The organism is Clostridium sp. J1101437_171009_A5 (genome assembly GCF_015547905.1).
Taxonomy (GTDB): domain Bacteria; phylum Bacillota; class Clostridia; order Oscillospirales; family Oscillospiraceae; genus Pseudoflavonifractor_A; species Pseudoflavonifractor_A gallinarum.
In genome coordinates this window covers 94,554-110,124 of sequence record NZ_JADMVY010000006.1, presented here as the reverse complement: position 1 = coordinate 110,124, position 15,571 = coordinate 94,554, and the positions used below count along the sequence as shown (strand labels likewise).

General features: G+C 55.2%; 22 protein-coding genes. 8 read left to right on the top strand and 14 right to left on the bottom strand.

The annotated features are described in order from the left end of the window. Positions 1-2: 2 nt before the first annotated feature. From I2C21_RS09875 to I2C21_RS09845, 7 genes are all read right to left on the bottom strand, one after another. On the bottom strand, positions 3-860 hold the full coding sequence (locus I2C21_RS09875) for an AraC family transcriptional regulator (protein WP_195279186.1): 858 nt from the start codon (positions 858-860) through the stop codon (positions 3-5). Positions 861-990: 130 nt separating this feature from the next. After that, a complete protein-coding gene (locus I2C21_RS09870; RefSeq protein ID WP_195279185.1) occupies positions 991-1,386 on the bottom strand; it encodes an SRPBCC family protein in 396 nt (131 codons plus the stop codon). A gap of 4 nt (positions 1,387-1,390) precedes the next feature. Then, positions 1,391-1,948, bottom strand: a complete 558-nt coding sequence (locus tag I2C21_RS09865; RefSeq protein ID WP_195279184.1) for a DUF3795 domain-containing protein — start codon at positions 1,946-1,948, stop codon at positions 1,391-1,393. Between the two features lie 13 nt (positions 1,949-1,961). Further along, positions 1,962-2,864: a GNAT family N-acetyltransferase gene (locus I2C21_RS17920; RefSeq protein WP_452617746.1), complete on the bottom strand. Its 903-nt coding sequence runs from the start codon at positions 2,862-2,864 to the stop codon at positions 1,962-1,964. Positions 2,865-2,899: 35 nt separating this feature from the next. Next, positions 2,900-3,535: a GyrI-like domain-containing protein gene (locus tag I2C21_RS09855; RefSeq protein WP_195279247.1), complete on the bottom strand. Its 636-nt coding sequence runs from the start codon at positions 3,533-3,535 to the stop codon at positions 2,900-2,902. 2 nt (positions 3,536-3,537) lie between these two features. Next, positions 3,538-3,861, bottom strand: coding sequence for a TfoX/Sxy family protein (locus I2C21_RS09850; RefSeq protein WP_195279183.1), 324 nt, complete (start codon positions 3,859-3,861; stop codon positions 3,538-3,540). A gap of 1 nt (position 3,862) precedes the next feature. Further along, the gene (locus I2C21_RS09845; protein WP_195279182.1) at positions 3,863-4,771 is read right to left on the bottom strand and encodes a helix-turn-helix transcriptional regulator; all 909 of its coding nucleotides are present in this window, start codon (positions 4,769-4,771) and stop codon (positions 3,863-3,865) included. 128 nt (positions 4,772-4,899) lie between these two features. Here I2C21_RS09845 and I2C21_RS09840 point away from each other — a divergent pair, with 128 nt between their 5' ends. Genes I2C21_RS09840 through I2C21_RS09830 form a run of 3 tightly spaced genes read left to right on the top strand, consistent with a single transcriptional unit; the run spans position 4,900 to position 6,639 of the window. Further along, on the top strand, positions 4,900-5,430 hold the full coding sequence (locus tag I2C21_RS09840; RefSeq protein ID WP_195279181.1) for a dihydrofolate reductase family protein: 531 nt from the start codon (positions 4,900-4,902) through the stop codon (positions 5,428-5,430). A 6-nt stretch (positions 5,431-5,436) separates the two neighbouring features. Next, a complete protein-coding gene (locus I2C21_RS09835; RefSeq protein WP_195279180.1) occupies positions 5,437-6,186 on the top strand; it encodes a GNAT family N-acetyltransferase in 750 nt (249 codons plus the stop codon). Positions 6,187-6,195: 9 nt separating this feature from the next. Beyond that, positions 6,196-6,639 carry a GNAT family N-acetyltransferase gene (locus I2C21_RS09830; RefSeq protein WP_195279179.1) on the top strand — a complete coding sequence of 148 codons (444 nt, stop codon included), beginning with the start codon at positions 6,196-6,198 and terminating at the stop codon, positions 6,637-6,639. 53 nt (positions 6,640-6,692) lie between these two features. Here the strand turns inward: I2C21_RS09830 and I2C21_RS09825 are convergent, their stop codons facing one another. After that, positions 6,693-7,169, bottom strand: a complete 477-nt coding sequence (locus tag I2C21_RS09825; RefSeq protein ID WP_195279178.1) for a flavodoxin — start codon at positions 7,167-7,169, stop codon at positions 6,693-6,695. A gap of 149 nt (positions 7,170-7,318) precedes the next feature. Here I2C21_RS09825 and I2C21_RS09820 point away from each other — a divergent pair, with 149 nt between their 5' ends. Next, positions 7,319-8,230 carry a LysR family transcriptional regulator gene (locus tag I2C21_RS09820; protein WP_207730614.1) on the top strand — a complete coding sequence of 304 codons (912 nt, stop codon included), beginning with the start codon at positions 7,319-7,321 and terminating at the stop codon, positions 8,228-8,230. Between the two features lie 203 nt (positions 8,231-8,433). Here I2C21_RS09820 and I2C21_RS09815 read toward each other — a convergent pair whose 3' ends face one another. From I2C21_RS09815 to I2C21_RS09805, 3 genes are read right to left on the bottom strand one after another with little or no spacing between them, the layout of a single operon-like run. Continuing rightward, positions 8,434-8,652, bottom strand: a complete 219-nt coding sequence (locus I2C21_RS09815; RefSeq protein WP_195279176.1) for an aspartate dehydrogenase — start codon at positions 8,650-8,652, stop codon at positions 8,434-8,436. Beyond that, a complete protein-coding gene (locus I2C21_RS09810; RefSeq protein WP_195279175.1) occupies positions 8,615-9,394 on the bottom strand; it encodes an alpha/beta fold hydrolase in 780 nt (259 codons plus the stop codon). Before I2C21_RS09810 ends, I2C21_RS09815 begins: the two co-directional genes overlap by 38 nt. Beyond that, on the bottom strand, positions 9,391-9,837 hold the full coding sequence (locus I2C21_RS09805) for a hypothetical protein (RefSeq protein WP_195279174.1): 447 nt from the start codon (positions 9,835-9,837) through the stop codon (positions 9,391-9,393). The genes I2C21_RS09810 and I2C21_RS09805 overlap by 4 nt, the downstream gene beginning before the upstream one ends. A gap of 204 nt (positions 9,838-10,041) precedes the next feature. Between I2C21_RS09805 and I2C21_RS09800 the strand changes: the two genes are divergently transcribed. Then, positions 10,042-10,446: a hypothetical protein gene (locus I2C21_RS09800; RefSeq protein ID WP_186964336.1), complete on the top strand. Its 405-nt coding sequence runs from the start codon at positions 10,042-10,044 to the stop codon at positions 10,444-10,446. Positions 10,447-10,454: 8 nt separating this feature from the next. Here the strand turns inward: I2C21_RS09800 and I2C21_RS09795 are convergent, their stop codons facing one another. Together I2C21_RS09795 and I2C21_RS09790 are read right to left on the bottom strand one after the other, a co-directional pair. Next, on the bottom strand, positions 10,455-11,594 hold the full coding sequence (locus I2C21_RS09795) for a transglutaminase domain-containing protein (RefSeq protein ID WP_195279173.1): 1,140 nt from the start codon (positions 11,592-11,594) through the stop codon (positions 10,455-10,457). A 304-nt stretch (positions 11,595-11,898) separates the two neighbouring features. Further along, positions 11,899-12,450 (bottom strand): flavodoxin family protein, encoded by a 552-nt coding sequence (locus I2C21_RS09790; RefSeq protein WP_195279172.1) that lies wholly within the window; start codon positions 12,448-12,450, stop codon positions 11,899-11,901. Between the two features lie 126 nt (positions 12,451-12,576). Between I2C21_RS09790 and I2C21_RS09785 the strand changes: the two genes are divergently transcribed. From I2C21_RS09785 to I2C21_RS09775, 3 genes are all read left to right on the top strand, one after another. Beyond that, positions 12,577-12,909: a winged helix-turn-helix transcriptional regulator gene (locus I2C21_RS09785; RefSeq protein WP_186964333.1), complete on the top strand. Its 333-nt coding sequence runs from the start codon at positions 12,577-12,579 to the stop codon at positions 12,907-12,909. Between the two features lie 170 nt (positions 12,910-13,079). Beyond that, positions 13,080-13,445, top strand: coding sequence for an ArsR/SmtB family transcription factor (locus I2C21_RS09780; RefSeq protein ID WP_193538339.1), 366 nt, complete (start codon positions 13,080-13,082; stop codon positions 13,443-13,445). Continuing rightward, on the top strand, positions 13,442-14,212 hold the full coding sequence (locus I2C21_RS09775; protein WP_195279171.1) for a 4Fe-4S binding protein: 771 nt from the start codon (positions 13,442-13,444) through the stop codon (positions 14,210-14,212). The genes I2C21_RS09780 and I2C21_RS09775 overlap by 4 nt, the downstream gene beginning before the upstream one ends. A 463-nt stretch (positions 14,213-14,675) precedes the next feature. On the opposite strand, the gene I2C21_RS09770 is transcribed toward I2C21_RS09775, so the two are convergent. Beyond that, positions 14,676-15,347 (bottom strand): alpha/beta hydrolase, encoded by a 672-nt coding sequence (locus I2C21_RS09770; RefSeq protein WP_193538958.1) that lies wholly within the window; start codon positions 15,345-15,347, stop codon positions 14,676-14,678. Between the last annotated feature and the right edge of the window lie 224 nt (positions 15,348-15,571).

Sequence of the window (15,571 nt, the reverse complement as noted above, 5' to 3'; positions counted from 1 at the left end):
TTTTACTTCTTTTCCACCGGGATCCAGATCTCACAGTAGTAGTCCTGATCCTGGGTGCCATTTTCAAATTTGCTGGCATCGCTGTACAGCTCCACATTGATGCCCGCAGCGATCTTATAGTCGGGGTTCGTGGGCAGCCACTGGGAAAAAATCTGCTGGTTCAGCCCCTGGAGCGCCTGGGGCATCCGGCCGGTGCAGGGGAACACCGCCCAGGTGTGGGCCGGGATGGTGCGGGTGGTGAAGCCATCCGGGATCTCCCTGGCGGGATCGTAGTTGTCAGCGATGAGATATTCAAACTCATTGCCGCCCATGCTCTCGTCCAGGTTGATGCCGTACATGCCGCACACCACCTTGCCGCCGCCTGCGGCGAAGTGTTCCGCCCAGAACTGGGGGACCTGGGCCACCGCACCCTCATACTTGAAGGTCTTTGCCCGGCAGAGCACCGTAAAGGCCTCTTTTTTCATAATCTTGCAATCCATGTTTTGACCACCTTCCAATGTCACTTTGATCCGAAGCGGAGCAAAGGAGCGGACCGCGCCTCCGCTTTTTCGCAGTGCGGCAGGTGTAAGGCCATGGAATCGGGCAAAGGCTTTGGTGAAGCTGTCCGGCGAATCATAGCCGAATTCCAGCGCGATGTCGATGATTTTCCGGTCCGTTGTGAGGACCTCCAGCCCGGCGGCGGAGAGCCGGCGCTGGCGGATGTAGTCGCCTACCGTCATGCCGCACAGCATGGCAAAGCCCTTCTGAAAGTAAAAGGGAGACAGGGCCGCCTGCTGTGCGATCTCCCGGATGGTCAGCTCCTCCCGGAGATGTTCCTCGATATACTGGATCGCCTGATGAATGCTTGTTACCCAATCCATTGGTCACACCGTCCTTCTGTCCTCCAGCATACCGGAAACGGGCGGTTCCTGCCCGATTTTCCGTGCTCATGTTTGTCTGGTGGCGTCTATATTACACGGTTCTTGAAACTGCTTTTTCGTGTTATACAGCTTACTTCCACAATTCTTTTCGCAAATCGTCCAGATATCGCTTCTGCTGCCGCTTCAGATAGCCGGGGACGAAGGGATGCATCCACCAGTGTTTTGTGTGAACTATCTCGGTACAGGTCAGCCGGGTGCCGCCCTCAGCCGCCTCAAAGATCCCCTCCCAGGAGCCGAACATGTTGTCATTCTCCATGGTGAAGGACCAAAAACGGGGCGGCTCACAGGTTATGACGGTAAAGTTCGTGGCGTAGCCGCTTTTGGTATGCTCCACAAAGTGCGCCTCGTCCAAAAGTTCCACCCGGGCCAAGTCGCTGCGCCAGGCGGTATGGGCGAGGTCGGTCACGGTCTGCCACACCCGCACCACCGGGCAGGGAAAATAGACGGTCACCTTGGACGTCGCCATGGGATCACCCCTTCTTCGGTTTCTTGTTCAGTTTCAGGCTGATACCCCGGCGGTCCGCCGCCTCCTGAAGCAGTCCCACCGCGGTAAGGGCACGCTCCTTGATAGATTGCCCGCACAGCTCCGGACAGCTTTCCAGGGAGGCCATCACAGAGCGCAGATCCTCCAGGGGCAGAAGATAGACCGCTGTGTTGAACAGGGTTTTGCGGCGGCCGTCATTGTAATGGGCCAGAAGTTTCTCCAAAATGGCTTGCTTTTTCTCCAACTGGGCCAGGTAGGCTTCCAGCCCAATCTCCCGGGCTAGGGCGATGTCCTGCTGCCGGTTCCGGTGCGGGACAAAGGAATCCCCATCGTCAAAGCTCTCGTAGCGGGGACAGGGGTATTCCGAACATGCCCAACAGAATTGGATATTTTCGTGCTCCAGGGAGCATTTGGCTATTGTGCAGCTCTGGTTTCCTGCGCCTCCGCCGCAGCCGGGGCAGTAGCCACCCAGGCGCATGGAACACAGGGCGCAGTTGAGTCCACAGAGGGAGAATCGGGTCTCTTCTCTGGTAAAGCCTTTCATAACGTTTCCTCCCTCAGAACCACAGCACCTGCTCTTCCCGGAATACCGGGGTTTTCCCCTGAGCGTAGGGATCATAGCGGTTCTCGTTGCAGCCGAATTCCTGTAAAAAGCAGATCTGTCCCACCTCATTCCAGCGGATGAGGGAGAGACCGTCAAAACTCTGGATGGTGCCGTCCGCCATGACACACCGGAAAGCCCACTCCACCACGGTCTGGTCCCCCTTGTGGAAATACTGCCGGATGTTCCAGCGCTCTACGGTGCCCCGGCTGTTCCATTCATCAAACCACAGCTTGATCTTTCCGCTGCCGTAGTACTCCGGCCCCCAGCTCTCAATATAGACGGCATCCGGGGCGAATAGCTCCTCAATGCCCGTGTCCTGCCTATCCAGCCACATGGAAAACCACTGCCGGATTTTACTTTCCCTCTGTTTCTCTGCTTCCATATTCATATTCTCCTGTTGTCCCCTTTGGGTGCTGTCCCAAAGCATCAAATACTCCGTTTCCTTTTCCGCCACGATGCGGAATCCTGTCCGCTGGTAGAGATGCAGAGCCGGATTTTCTTTCTGCACGGAGAGGGATGCCCGCCGGTACCCATTCTCTTGGAGCAGGAGCAAAAGAGCCTTCAGAAGCCGCGCCCCGATGCCCAGCCCGCGATACTCCGGCAGTAACGAGATGGCCAGAGAGGGGGTGCCGTTGTCGATGTGTCCGTAGTCCACCATGATGCGGCACCACACCGCACCTACCACTTTTCCCGCCGCCTCGGCTACTATGCAGTGGTCGCCGGGCCGTGTGCCGAAGTCCGCAATATAGACCTGCAGCTCCGGCAGATCTATCACAGATCGGGACGGCGGCTCCACGCCCTGCGGGAGATAGATGGCATGATAGAGAAATTCCCGCAGAAGGTCATGTTCCTCCAAGCGTATTTTGCGAATGATCGTGTTCATCTCATTCCTCACTCTGCCCGTTTGATCGGCTGCCGGATCACGGTTTTCAGCCGTTCCGGCTTGCACCGCCGTACATCGCTCAAATAGATCTCATGGTGGAAGCGGCCCTCCCCAAAGTCTTCCTCGTAACCCTGGGCCGTGGCGTATTCCTCCATGGCGGCCACAGTGGCGGGCTCGTCGTCATAGGGACCGATGTGCATGCACTGGACGCACAGCCCCTCCTCCCAGGAGAAGAACTCCACGGGGGAGAAGTCCTGCTGTTTCTTTTCCGTGGTCTCCCGAATGGCCCAGGCGAAGAACTCTCTCGTCACGAACTCCGGCAGACGGAGGAGGGAGATCCAGTGAAAGTCCTTTTTACGGACGTAATCTACCCCGTGGATGCCCTCCTGCCACCAAAGCCCCTCCAGAGGCGGCACCACATAGTCGAAGTAGCCCGCCGGCCTGTGCTTGCCCAGCTTGCTCATTTTGATGGTGTAAGCCACGGCATAGAGCAGTCCCAGGGCCTGCTTGTAGGCGCCGTTCTCCTCGTTGGGATCGCCTCGGCCCCGCACGGCCAGAAAATGCATGGCAGGCACGGTGACGATGCCCGGCGTCCTGGGCGGCAGATAGAATTCCTTATACTCTTTCTTGTAGTCAAAGGCCATGGTCATTTCCGCCCCTTCTTTTGGAATGTGCTTTTCAGCGCCTCACAGGTGATGCGCGTCAGTTCGGTCATTTGCTCCCGGTCCTCCACATCCTCCACCAAAAAAGAATCCTTGGCCCCCTCGTAGGGAGGCGCCTTGGGCAGGTCGGGAAAGGCCGCTTCGCCCTGAGGGGTGACCTTTACGAAAAACTGGTCATCGCAGATGACGGCAAAAAACACATCGTCGCAGTAAAGACCGTATTCGCCGAACATTTTCCGGCTGCGGATGGCTCCGGCCTCCCGCAGCTGCTCGGCCACATAGTTTACAAAATCCAGATGAGACGCCATGTCAATTCCTCCTGTAGCGCTGGGCCAGTGTTTTGATCAAATCCCCAAGTTGGTCCCGCAGTTCTTCCGGCTCCAGCAGCTCCGCCTTGTCTCCAAAAGTCAGGACCCAGCTGAGTACGCTGTCGGCATCAGGAAAGCCGCCGGTGAAGCGCAGTCTTCCGTCCGGCTCCACGGTAAAACGGTCTGCGCCGTACTCCTCCACCAGCCGCCAGCGGCAGGTGGGATCAAAGCGCACGGTGACCTGATATTTTACCGGGAAGACCCGCTCCGGCTCCAGATTGGGCAGGGGAGCGGGGCGGGGAGTAAAGGGCTCGCCGGTAGAGAGCTCCGTCATGCGGTTGAGCTTAAAGAGGCGAAAATCCTCCCGGGTCTGGCACCAGCCCCACACATACCAAGTGGACCAGTGGAACAGCAGATAGTAGGGCTCCACGGTGCGGATCGACTCTTCCTTGGGGGAGAAGTAGGGGAAACGGATGGTGCGGTGCTGCTCGATGGCCCCTTGGATGAGCTCAATTTTCGGCGGCAGGCTGGTCTTGTACCAGGAGGATAGATCAATGAGCATGTGTGCGCCCCCGTTCACCAGTCCGCCGGTCCCGGCGGACAGCTTCTCCATCAGCTGGGCATAGCGCCGGGTGCCGCTGACGCTGTCCAGGCTCCTGAGCCCCGCCAGGATGGCCTGCATTTCCGGAGCGGTGAGCACGGTACGGTCCACCCGGTAGCCCTCCATGATGGAGATACCGCCGCCAGCCCCCTGGACGGTGGCGATGGGAATACCCGCCCGGCAGAGGGACTCAATGTCTCGCTGGATGGTCCGGCGGGATACCTCGAATTGTTCTGCAAGCTCCGGGGCGGTGACCTTCTCCCGCTGGAGCAGAATGGACAATATGCCGATGAGCCGCTCCATTTTCATGCGCCACGCCGCCTTTCCCGGTTTTGTCTGTATTATAGCACAGGAACCGGACAACAGTCTGTCATGTTTCGCTTGCCTTGTGTTTTTGGGGACCATTGGGTACAATAGGAACCACGGAGGGAATCGTTATGGGAAAGACTGTGTTATATCTCGCCATGAGTTTGGACGGATACATTGCGGACGCGCGGGGCGGTGTGGATTGGCTGGCGGGCGACGGCAGCGAGTCGGATGCCCCCGGCAGCTACCCGGCCTTTTTGGGTACAGTGGATGTCATCGTCATGGGCTGGACGACCTATCACCAGCTGGTGACAGAGCTCTCCCCGGACCGCTGGCCCTATGAGGGCCGCCCCTGTTATGTGGTGACCCACCGGCAGGAAGCGGACCAGGAGGACATTTTCTTCTGGAATGGGGAACTGACTGCCCTGGTGGACAAGCTGAAAGGGGAGTATGAGGGCAATGTCTGGATCTGCGGCGGTGCGTCCGTGGCCGGGCAGCTTTGGAAAGAGGGATGCATCGATCAGCTGTGGCTGTCCATCATCCCCACCGTGCTGGGCAGGGGTGTGCGGCTGTTTCCGGAGCTTTCTCAGGAAGCGCCGCTGAAGCTGGTGAGAACGGAACCTTGGAACGGGATCGTGGATCTGGTGTACGAAAAGCGGTGATAGGCAATGCGGGAACCATTTATCAATCTGACAGAAGAAAATCTGGAACAGGAGCACCTGTGCTGCATCATCCGCAGCAAGAAGCCCCATCCCGGTGTGGAGGCCAAGCGGGCCTGGCTCAGAGAGCGGCTGAAAGAAGGCCATGTGTTCCGCAAGCTGGATGCCAAGGGCGTGGTGTTCATCGAGTATGCTCCGTTGGAGACTGCCTGGGTGCCGGTAGAGGGGGAGAACTATCTCTACCTCTACTGCCTGTGGGTTACCGGGGACTTCAAAGGCAAGGGCTACGGCAGGCAGCTGATGGAGTACTGTCTGGCTGATGCCAGGGCCAAGGGGAAATCCGGCGTGTGTATGCTGGGAGCGGAAAAACAGAAGGCCTGGCTTTCAGACCAGGCCTTCGCAGAAAAATATGGGTTTGAAACGGTGGACACCACGCCGGACGGCTACCGGCTGCTGGCCCGCTCCTTTGACGGGACAAAGCCCCGCTTTGCGGAGAACGCCAAGGGGTTGGAGGTGGAACATCAGGAGCTGACCATCTACTACAGTCCCCAGTGTCCCTACACCCATCAGAGCGTAGAGCTGGTGCGCAAGACTTGCCAGGAGCTGGGGGTTCCCTATACCCTCATTCCGGTGGACACGCTGGAAAAGGCCAAGGCTCTGCCCTGTGTGTTCAACAACTGGGCGGTATTTTATCGGGGAAAGTTCGTGACCGTAAATCTACTGGACGCCGCCGCGCTGAAGCGACTTTTGAAAAAGTAGGGTGTGTTCATGGTAATTCGAAAAGTGGAAACCGATAAAAAGCAGTACCTTGATTTGCTGCTGCTGGCGGACGAGCAGGAGGACATGATCGACCGCTATCTGGAGCGTGGGACCATGTATGTGCTGGAGGAGGATGGAGTCAAGGCCGAATGTGTAGTGACGGACGAGGGCGATGGGATTTTGGAGCTGAAAAACATTGCCGTGGAGCCGGACTTTCAGGGGAGAGGCTATGGGAAGGCGCTGGTGGATTTCCTCATCCGAACCTACAGGGGGCAGTATACCGTGCTGCAGGTGGGCACCGGGGACAGTCCCGCCACCATCCCGTTTTATCAATCCTGCGGCTTTCGCAGGCACCACTTGGTCAAGAACTTTTTCACCGACCACTACGACCATCCCATCTACGAGTGCGGTGTCCAGTTGGTAGATATGGTGTATCTGCAAAGAGAGATATAAAAATGTGGAGTGCCTTAATTGGCACTCCACATTTTTTCAGTATCCGGGATATGTTACAGCTTCAGCCCTTCCACCCAGGCCTTCAGCTCAGCTTCGCTCAGGCGGCCATTGAGCAGCGTGCCATCCACGATCTTGGCACCGGGGGCGCTGGGGCGCAGCCCGGCCGCCGACTTGCCCAGGCCGCTGCCGCCGGAGGTGGCGAAGAGAACGATGGTCTTTCCGGTGAAGTCATAGGCCTCCAGGAAGGTGTTGAGGATGGTGGGGGCCACATACCACCACACGGGGAACCCCAGGAAGATCACATCGTGTCCGGCTACCGGGGCATCGGTGTCGGCCAGAGCGGGGCGGGAGTGGGCATCCTTCATCTCCACGCTGGAGCGGGAGCCCTTGTCCATCCAGTTCAGATCGGCGTTGGTGTAGGGAACGGCAGGTTTGATCTCATAGAGATCCCCGCCCACGGCGTTTGCCAGAGCCTTCGCCGCCTTGGCGGTGGTGCCGGTAGCGGAAAAATAAGCAACCAATGCGTTCATACGAATAACCTCCTTATGGTATGCTTCGCCTCTATTGTAAATCTACCGCTCAAAAATGTAAAATACTCATTTTCTATTTGCAGTTATTCTAAAAAGGCATCTTTATCTTGCGGGAGCGGGAGGAGAGTAGTAGGATAGAAGAAGGAGGGATGACCGTGGAACTTCGCGTTTTGAGGTATTTTCTGGCAGTGGCCCGGGAGGAGAACATCACCAAGGCCGCGGCCCTGCTCCATCTGACCCAGCCCACCCTGTCCCGGCAGCTGATGCAGCTGGAGGAGGAGCTGGGCGTGCAGCTCTTTCACCGCAGCCGCTACCACATCGTCCTCACCGACGAGGGGATGCTGCTGCGCCGCCGGGCCCAGGAATTGGTGGACTTGGCGGACAAAACAGCCCGGGAATTTGCTGCCCGAGAGACGGAGCTGATGGGCGAGATCACCATCGGCGCGGGGGAGACCCGGAGCATGACCTTCCTCTCCCAGGCCATCCGCACCTTTCGAGAGCGCTATCCCAAGGTTACCTTCCGCATCTTCAGCGCCAATGCCGACGATGTGAAAGAGCGGCTGGATATGGGCCTTCTGGATATGGGACTGCTGACGGAGCCGGTGGATGTGGGCAAGTATGCCTTCTGCCGGATGCGGGAGAAGGACCGCTGGGGCGTGTTAGTGCGGACAGATTCTCCCTTGGCTGAACTGGAGGCGGTCACGCCGCAGGATCTGGAATCGGTTCCTCTGCTGGTCAGTGGGCGGGAGAGTGTACAGCGGGAGCTTGCCAGTTGGTTTGGCGATGGTTGGGATCGTCTGCAGATCGCCGCGACCTTCAATCTGATCCTCAATGCAGCCAATATGGTGCGCTGCGGTGTGGGAGCGGCGCTGGGGTTCGACCTGAACCTGGCGTTTGATGGCCTCCGGTTCCTGCCCCTTTCTCCGCCTATGGAGACGGGGACGGTGCTGGTCTGGAAGAAGGATGAGGCGCTGACCCCGGTGGTGGAGGCCTTCCGTCAGCACATTAAAAATGTTCCGTGGGCATCGGAAGGAAAAGAAAATAAGCATTCGACCTTGTGAAGGAGTCATTTTAGCACGTGGGCATCCGAGGAAGGATACCCACATGTTTTCATTTGGAGGCTTCCATATGACCAGGCAGAAGGCGTGGAAACGCGATCACACCTCCAGGTACATTCTGCGGGAATACGAGAGCTGGGGCCGGTGCGGCATGATTGGAACGATAGAAAGAACAGAGCAGATCCCATTTGGGATCTGCTCTGTTCTCAGTATTGGGTGGGGATCTCGCGCTCGCCGATACCGTAGAGTCGGCGGAATTCCTCCAGATCACTGGGCGTACGGATCAGCATGACCTCGCGGAATGTTCCGGTGCGGACGTCCTGAAATCCTGCGACCTTTTCCCCGGTGCAGATGCTGGCGCGGATCACCGGCTTCTGGTTTTCCTTGTCATAGGACTGTGTCTCTGGCTTTTTCTTGAAAAACATCCCGTGCCCCTCCTCGATCCGGCGCATCTGCCGACTCCAGAAATACCGCAATGGCGGCTACTGTCTGGGCCTGCTGCTCCTGGGCAGAGATCGCAGCGGGCAGGTCCCACTTCTGCGGACCGTAGTTGCCGAACTGGGCGTGGTTGCCGCCCTCGATTTCCACGATGTTCTCCGTGTAGTCGATGTGGTCCTCCACGCTCTGGTTGAGGGAGCCGTAAATGGTCAGTGTCTTTTCCGCCGGATAATCACCGTAGATGTAAGCGCCCATCAGAATCAGTCCGTCCACCTGGTCGGGATGGTCGGAGGCAAACTTGGAGGCCATGGCGCCGCCCATGGAGTGCCCGGCAATATACCAGTGCTGCATCTCGGGGAACTGGGCAATGACATCCTCCGCCGCATCAGCATCGAAAATCGCCATGTGGAAAGGCATATGGACCAAAATGCAGGTGACTCCGAGCTGTCGGATCTGATCCAGCAGAGGCAGGTAGGCCTCGGCCTCCACCTTGGCGCCCGGATAGAAAATGATGGCGGTATCGGTGGGATAGGTAGGGGAGAGGATGGTCAGATTGTCCTGCGCCGTGATGCCGCTGTCCTGTTCCATCACCGCAAGGGCCACATCCTCCGCCCGGTAGTAATCGGACACATACCAGAAAAACAGCCCAGTCAGAAGGACCAGGATCAGAAGAAGGATTCCTCCGGCGACGAGCCATTTTTTGCGCTGGGACTTCGGTTTTGTTTTCATGCTCCCATCACCTCGGTCAGTATATGCCCAATCAAAGCCAGGGTGAACATGATGAGAAATCCGGTGATCATCCAGCCCAGCGCCTTGGAATAGCCCTTGGGCGTGATGCAGCCCATGGCGTCCAGCTTTTGGATGGTGGGGTGCAGCCGCCGGAAGTAGGTGGCGATGGACAAGATCATGGCCACCACCGCCCACAGCTTCACCTGCTCCGTGCCGATCACCAGAATCACCGCCAGCAGGAAGAGAAAAATCAGCTTCACACCAGCCACCCAGTTTACCAGATAAGAGGCGAACAACCGCTGCTCCTCGCTCTCCGGATTGGAAAAGGCGTTGAAGACGCCCACACCGTTACCCAACCGACTGCCGGGCCAGAAGTAGAGAATGGCCACATTGGCCGACTCCATGATGATAAAAAGGATCATTGCGATGGATAGAAAATCCATGTCTGTACACTCCTCAGAATTGCTCCTCCTGGGCAGACAGGTTCAGCCTGAAACACTCCGTCCAGGAGGGGAAATCGCACGATTTTAAAGAGAATTAAGGAAATATTTATCTCAAATGCGCTTTTATCTGCTATTGTACTCTTTAGATCCAGGCTGTTTTGTCATGAGCCCGGACGCAAGATTCAAAACGCGGGAGGATGAAAAATGAAGACAGGTCACAAAGCTGCGGCCCTTGGCTGCCTGGCAGTCGCCGTTGGATCCGCGGTCTACCGGCGCTGGATGATCCGGATGTCGCTCCGGGAGTTCACCCGATGTGCGCTCTATATGGCGGTCATGGACGATGAGATCTGCCGGAACGAATTGGAGGGGAACCAGATCGGGGACGCGGTCATTACCTTCCCACCGAAGGCAGAATCCCTGCAAGCGCGGTACCATCTCTTTCTGCAGAGAAACCGGGCCAAAAGCCGCCGGCAGATCCAGGAGGAAATCGTGGCGCTGGAGCGGCGGCTCCGGGAGTCCCGGCAGTACATCGGCCAGCCGAAAGAGCAGCTGGAAGTGGAGTTCTCCGGGGAACATGATTTCGGAGAGACCGATTCGGTCACGTTATAGCCCGCATCCTATTTTGCATCGGTCAATGCGTGGATCAGTTCCTCCTGTCCGGGCCCCCACTGATGATTTTGGGTGATTTCCTCCTCTGTGCATGCAAAATACCGCCACTGTGCCTCATCTGTAATTCCGGCGTCCCAGGTAGTATCAAAGTACCGGTATTCGCCATCCATCCGGGCACAGTTCCACATATGCTCCTCTCCGGCGGCCACGCCGGTGACATTCCAGCAGGGGATCCCGGCCTCTTGGCAGAGCATGTTGAAGGCCCAGGAAAAGCCGCCGCAGATGGCGGTTCCATACTTCAGTGGGCCATATGCGGTGCGGGACTCATAGGGCAGGGCATTGGGGTCCTGATAATAGCGGGAATCATAGGAGGTATGTTCCACGATGTAGCGGTAAATGGCGCGCAGCTTCGCCTCGTCCCCCATATCATCCGTAAAAATCTGCTCCGCAATGGACTGGGTTAGATTCTTTAACTCTCTTGCCTGTGCCACACTCGGCTCCAGCGTGTCGGAATTGCCGGGGAAGGCACAGATGGCGGTGGCGTCGCTGTTGAGCATATAAAGCACATAGCCATAGCCCGCCTGCTGCAAAGCCCGCTGCATATCATCCACCAAAAGATCCGGATCAAGGATGGCGATGGGGATTTCGGTTTCTCCCAGGTGGGCATCGGCAACCTCCACCAGGTCGGCCAGACAGCGGATCTCCATTCCGCCCTCCGGCATCCCGTCCGGATAGCCCAATTTATAGGGCATGTAGCGGATCTGACAGACGGTACCCTCCGGGCCGTCCGTACAATCCAGCTGATATGCATATTTCAGTTCGGGATACTGACTCAAAACCTGACTGGACGCATTTTGCAGGAAAATAGACCGGTCCTGCAGAGACAATTCCGCATCGGAAAAGGCAAAGGTCAGTTGGGGGATCATTCCCTCATAGGCCTGTTTTAGAATCTCCGCCGCATCCTCCGGGGATGTGACCGGATAGACGCCGTCCATTGGGGCGGATGGCTTCGGTACCGGAACTTCTTCTGGTGCCGAAGTGGCGGTCGGCACACTGGTACTGTGGACTTCCGCTGCCTGCTCGGAACAGCTGCACAGACTCAGCAGCAGGAAAAGCGCGCAGACAGCGGCAATTCTTCTTTTGGACATGGGAATCCCTCCTGCAATACTCCGTGACCGTATCATAGCATAAACCCAGGGGATGGGGCAATGAACTTTCGCTTTCATGAGCGACACGGGCCTTCCTGTTTTCAGAGACCGCTTTTTTCAGGATAAGGTCCAGCCGCATTTGTGGGAACCAAGAGTTTCTCCGCCTATCTGCATGAAAAGGTGCCGCAGCAGGATCCCAGTCGGGAATCCGCTGCGGCACCTTCTTTTGTCATTTGTGATGTGGGCCCTTCCGCTGACGCCATGGATGGGGCCTGGCGCGGAATTCCGTACTCTTTTGGAAGAGTTATGAAATCGATTTTCCAAGCGCAAAGGCCTGTTGAAGTTCGTCTTTTCCTTGGATGTCACCCGCATCCATGTTGCCGCCAGCCAAGACATGACCGAGATTGTTCCACCGCAGATGCTCCAGCAGGTGGTCATAGTAGAGGACGGCGTCGTCAAATTCATATCCTTCCGCCGCCATCAAAAGCGCGGAAGATGTTCCGTTGCCGCGCAGGAGGTTTCTGCCGCCTTCCTCCAGGGCAAACAGGCGGTCAAGGGCGGTGCGCAGCTGCCCGCTCATCGTCCAGTAATACAGTGGACTGGCAAGAACGACCACATCGCAGTCCCGGACAGCCGGATAAATCTGATTCATATCGTCCTGCTGGACACAGGGACAATCCCGATCGCTGTGGCCGCCGAAGCATCCCTTACACCCATGAATGCTCATTTTGTCCAAAAAGAACTCGGTGACAGTATGGCCTGCACTCTCCGCACCTTCCTGGAACGCTTTTACCAGTGCAGAGGTGTTGCCGCTTTTGCGGGGGCTGCCGTTTAAAATTACAATTTTTCTGCGCATCGTACATTCCTCCTGGTTTCGGTTGGATTGACTTTTCCTATGTTTGATACTAAAATTTTAGCAAGCATGAAACAAAAAGCAAGTACGCACATAAAAGTGCGGTACTTACTAAAAGGAGAGTGTAACATGGGCGTGCGCTGTATTGCCAATGAGTGCCTGGGGACCACCGGGTTCAGTTATACGCTTTCTCTCATCAACGGCAAGTACAAGATGACCATTCTCTATACCTTGATGGAGTTTGGCGTGGTGCGGTTCAATGAGATGAAACGATACATCGGAGGAATCTCTTATAAAACGCTCAGCACCACCTTGAAGGAACTGGAAGCGGATCAGCTGGTTCACCGGGAGGAATATCCCCAGATCCCCCCAAAGGTGGAGTACAGCCTGACGGAGCGTGGGAAGTCCCTGATCCCCATTCTGGACGGCATGTGCGAATGGGGAGACCGCAATCGGCTATAAAAAGCAGAAGGAAACCGGTGTGGTTTCCTTCTGCTTTTTATTTGGGACGATCATATTCTGGTCGGGAAACATAGGTGAATGGACTTGATTTTCTTTACCAATCGTTCGTAGGCCATAGTTTGTGCTATAATGGTTTATCCATATGGACCATTAAAAACGAAGGTGACAGAATGGACGAAGCAATGAAAATGAATCGGGATCAGTTGGCGCAAAGATTCAATGCTTGCCGTCCTGCGCTATGTGCGATTGGAGATGAAACACGTCAGCTCATCATCCGTGTTTTCATTGAAAACTGCGGAGCAGGGGGCTTGCGTGTAGGAGAAATTCAAAATAGTACGAATATTTCGCGTGCGGCGGTGTCCCATCACCTGAAAATTCTGAAAGATGCAGGTATCATAGACGTCAGACGCGAAGGTACAAAAAATTTTTATTATTTGGACGCTGCAAGCAGTAGTTTGCTGGCAGTATCAGAACTGTTCCATCATGCAGTAGAGCTGATGAAACATTGCCCTACATATAAGGAGAGAAGCAGATGAGCATCTATAAAATCATCTTTAGCCCCACTGGAGGCACAGATAAGGTTGCCAATTCATTTGTACAGGCCTTTGGACAGGAGGCAAAAACAATCGATCTGACCGATTTTGCAACGGACTTTCACCAAATTTCATTGACACAAGAGGATATCTGCATGGTTGCGGTTCCTTCTTTCGGCGGACGGGTTCCGGCGATTGCAGCGGAACGGTTGGAAAAGATACGCGCAAATGGTGCAAAAGCGATACTGATTGTGGTGTATGGGAATCGCGCCTACGATGATACGTTACTTGAATTAAAAACGATACTGAGGAATTCCGGGTTTTGCTGTGTGGCCGCTGTTGCTGCGGTCGCAGAGCATTCTATCATGCATCGGTATGCACAGGGGCGCCCCGATCACAAAGATTTGGAAGAACTTTCTCAATTCGCAAAACAAATCTGGCAGCGCATAGAGGAGGGGCGGATACCAGACGATCTGGTCCTTCCCGGCAGCAGTCCATACCGGGAGTATCACGGCGTACCCATCAAGCCTGTTACAAAGAAGAACTGTACGAACTGCGGATTGTGTGCGAAAAAATGTCCTGTTCAGGCAATTCCATTGACCAATCCCTCCAAAACCGATCATAAAAAATGTATCAGCTGCATGCGCTGTATCGGTATTTGCCTGACGCACTCAAGAAGTATAAATAAAATTTTGGCGGCGATTGCAGCAAATAAGATGAAAAAAAGTTGCAGTGAATCCAAGAAAAACGAACTATTTCTCGGAGCATAACTGCAGGTTTGTGTTCTTGCATTCTTGGAAACCGTCCCATCCAATGCAGCCGCTTGGGTCAGCAAAGATATTTTGATCGGAGCGTGACTCCCGTATTATGTTTTTCAGGAGCCGATGTCTGGTTCCAAGTTCCGAAAATTTTTACATTGCGATACAGAGAACAGGGTCTCTGAAACATTTCCATTCAGAGGCCCTGTTCTTATTTTTGAATTTCGCTGTCTTTTAATACGGATATAATTTGTTCCATCGAGTGATATGAATCTGAAATAGGCCAAGCCCTATGCGTTGAAAACCATTTTAGACAATTTGCAAGTATGAAAGCCGCAAATCACTGTTTCGCTGATTTGCGGCTTTTCTAATATAAAATACGATGGAACTTCCGAAAAGACTTGTTAATATCCAATTGTGTCATGGGGAAGGGGGGGAGTTCAGGAACTCCAGCAATTTCTGCTGCAGCTCCTGTTCACCCAAGCAGCCAGGCAATGCTGGATGCGGTGCGCTGTACCGCATGGTCGTAGTGGTTGCCTGGATTCAGCTGAAATACTGTGTCGATCCCCTTGCTCTGATAGAAGGACTGGATCTCCTCCGTGTTCTGTCGGACACTTCTCAGAACAGGATTGCGGGTTTTGCTCTCCTTGTCCCCCAGGGAAAAATACATACACTCCGGCCGGCACTTTGGTTCATGGGAGACGATATACTCTTTCATGCCGGGAAACCAAAGAGAGCCGGATATGCTGCCAACCCGTGAAAAGAGATCCGTCTGGTAGATGGCATACAGTGCAAACAGCCCCGCCAGAGAGTACCCGGCGATCCCGCGCCAACAAGGAACTCCGCTAATCTCTTTCTCTACCGTCGGAATAATCTCCTCGGTCAGGAGCCGCAAATAGTCATCTGCACCGCCGGTACAGGGCTCGGCATTTCGGAAGGCGGGTGGGCTGTCCCAGGGCGCCATGTCGTGGCTCCAGTCCAGATTGCTGATGGCTACCAGTGTGAATGGCGGGCAGCCGATAGCCTGTGCGGCCTCATATAGCTTCTGGCCTTCGGCAGAGAAGGTGTTGAGATAGATGATAGGCGTATTTGTTTTAAGACTTGGAAAAAGGGATATGGTTTTGCTTTGAACTGAGAAGGTATACATAACTTTTATCATCCACTTTCTGTTTTGACAGGGGGCTATACACGGAATAGTCCTGCTTATTGGACAAATATGAGGCTAAACTGAGTTCTCCATGATGGGAAAATGGGACAGAGCAAAGGGAGACCGCTTTGTTGATATTTGCCAATAAGTCCTTGTCGGATTTTGGAATTCCAGTTATACTAGGTACAATATACATCCATAAAGAGAAGATAGGAAGAGTGAAA

What these genes read in the sequence shown, in the direction of transcription:
- I2C21_RS09875 (WP_195279186.1), bottom strand. Translation starts at nt 860, where the DNA reads ATGGATTGGGTAACAAGCATTCATCAGGCGATCCAGTATATCGAGGAA.
- I2C21_RS09870 (WP_195279185.1), bottom strand. Translation starts at nt 1,386, where the DNA reads ATGGCGACGTCCAAGGTGACCGTCTATTTTCCCTGCCCGGTGGTGCGG.
- I2C21_RS09865 (WP_195279184.1), bottom strand. Translation starts at nt 1,948, where the DNA reads ATGAAAGGCTTTACCAGAGAAGAGACCCGATTCTCCCTCTGTGGACTC.
- I2C21_RS09855 (WP_195279247.1), bottom strand. Translation starts at nt 3,535, where the DNA reads ATGGCCTTTGACTACAAGAAAGAGTATAAGGAATTCTATCTGCCGCCC.
- I2C21_RS09850 (WP_195279183.1), bottom strand. Translation starts at nt 3,861, where the DNA reads ATGGCGTCTCATCTGGATTTTGTAAACTATGTGGCCGAGCAGCTGCGG.
- I2C21_RS09845 (WP_195279182.1), bottom strand. Translation starts at nt 4,771, where the DNA reads ATGAAAATGGAGCGGCTCATCGGCATATTGTCCATTCTGCTCCAGCGG.
- I2C21_RS09840 (WP_195279181.1), top strand. Translation starts at nt 4,900, where the DNA reads ATGGGAAAGACTGTGTTATATCTCGCCATGAGTTTGGACGGATACATT.
- I2C21_RS09835 (WP_195279180.1), top strand. Translation starts at nt 5,437, where the DNA reads ATGCGGGAACCATTTATCAATCTGACAGAAGAAAATCTGGAACAGGAG.
- I2C21_RS09830 (WP_195279179.1), top strand. Translation starts at nt 6,196, where the DNA reads ATGGTAATTCGAAAAGTGGAAACCGATAAAAAGCAGTACCTTGATTTG.
- I2C21_RS09825 (WP_195279178.1), bottom strand. Translation starts at nt 7,169, where the DNA reads ATGAACGCATTGGTTGCTTATTTTTCCGCTACCGGCACCACCGCCAAG.
- I2C21_RS09820 (WP_207730614.1), top strand. Translation starts at nt 7,319, where the DNA reads ATGACCGTGGAACTTCGCGTTTTGAGGTATTTTCTGGCAGTGGCCCGG.
- I2C21_RS09815 (WP_195279176.1), bottom strand. Translation starts at nt 8,652, where the DNA reads ATGTTTTTCAAGAAAAAGCCAGAGACACAGTCCTATGACAAGGAAAAC.
- I2C21_RS09810 (WP_195279175.1), bottom strand. Translation starts at nt 9,394, where the DNA reads ATGAAAACAAAACCGAAGTCCCAGCGCAAAAAATGGCTCGTCGCCGGA.
- I2C21_RS09805 (WP_195279174.1), bottom strand. Translation starts at nt 9,837, where the DNA reads ATGGATTTTCTATCCATCGCAATGATCCTTTTTATCATCATGGAGTCG.
- I2C21_RS09800 (WP_186964336.1), top strand. Translation starts at nt 10,042, where the DNA reads ATGAAGACAGGTCACAAAGCTGCGGCCCTTGGCTGCCTGGCAGTCGCC.
- I2C21_RS09795 (WP_195279173.1), bottom strand. Translation starts at nt 11,594, where the DNA reads ATGTCCAAAAGAAGAATTGCCGCTGTCTGCGCGCTTTTCCTGCTGCTG.
- I2C21_RS09790 (WP_195279172.1), bottom strand. Translation starts at nt 12,450, where the DNA reads ATGCGCAGAAAAATTGTAATTTTAAACGGCAGCCCCCGCAAAAGCGGC.
- I2C21_RS09785 (WP_186964333.1), top strand. Translation starts at nt 12,577, where the DNA reads ATGGGCGTGCGCTGTATTGCCAATGAGTGCCTGGGGACCACCGGGTTC.
- I2C21_RS09780 (WP_193538339.1), top strand. Translation starts at nt 13,080, where the DNA reads ATGGACGAAGCAATGAAAATGAATCGGGATCAGTTGGCGCAAAGATTC.
- I2C21_RS09775 (WP_195279171.1), top strand. Translation starts at nt 13,442, where the DNA reads ATGAGCATCTATAAAATCATCTTTAGCCCCACTGGAGGCACAGATAAG.
- I2C21_RS09770 (WP_193538958.1), bottom strand. Translation starts at nt 15,347, where the DNA reads ATGTATACCTTCTCAGTTCAAAGCAAAACCATATCCCTTTTTCCAAGT.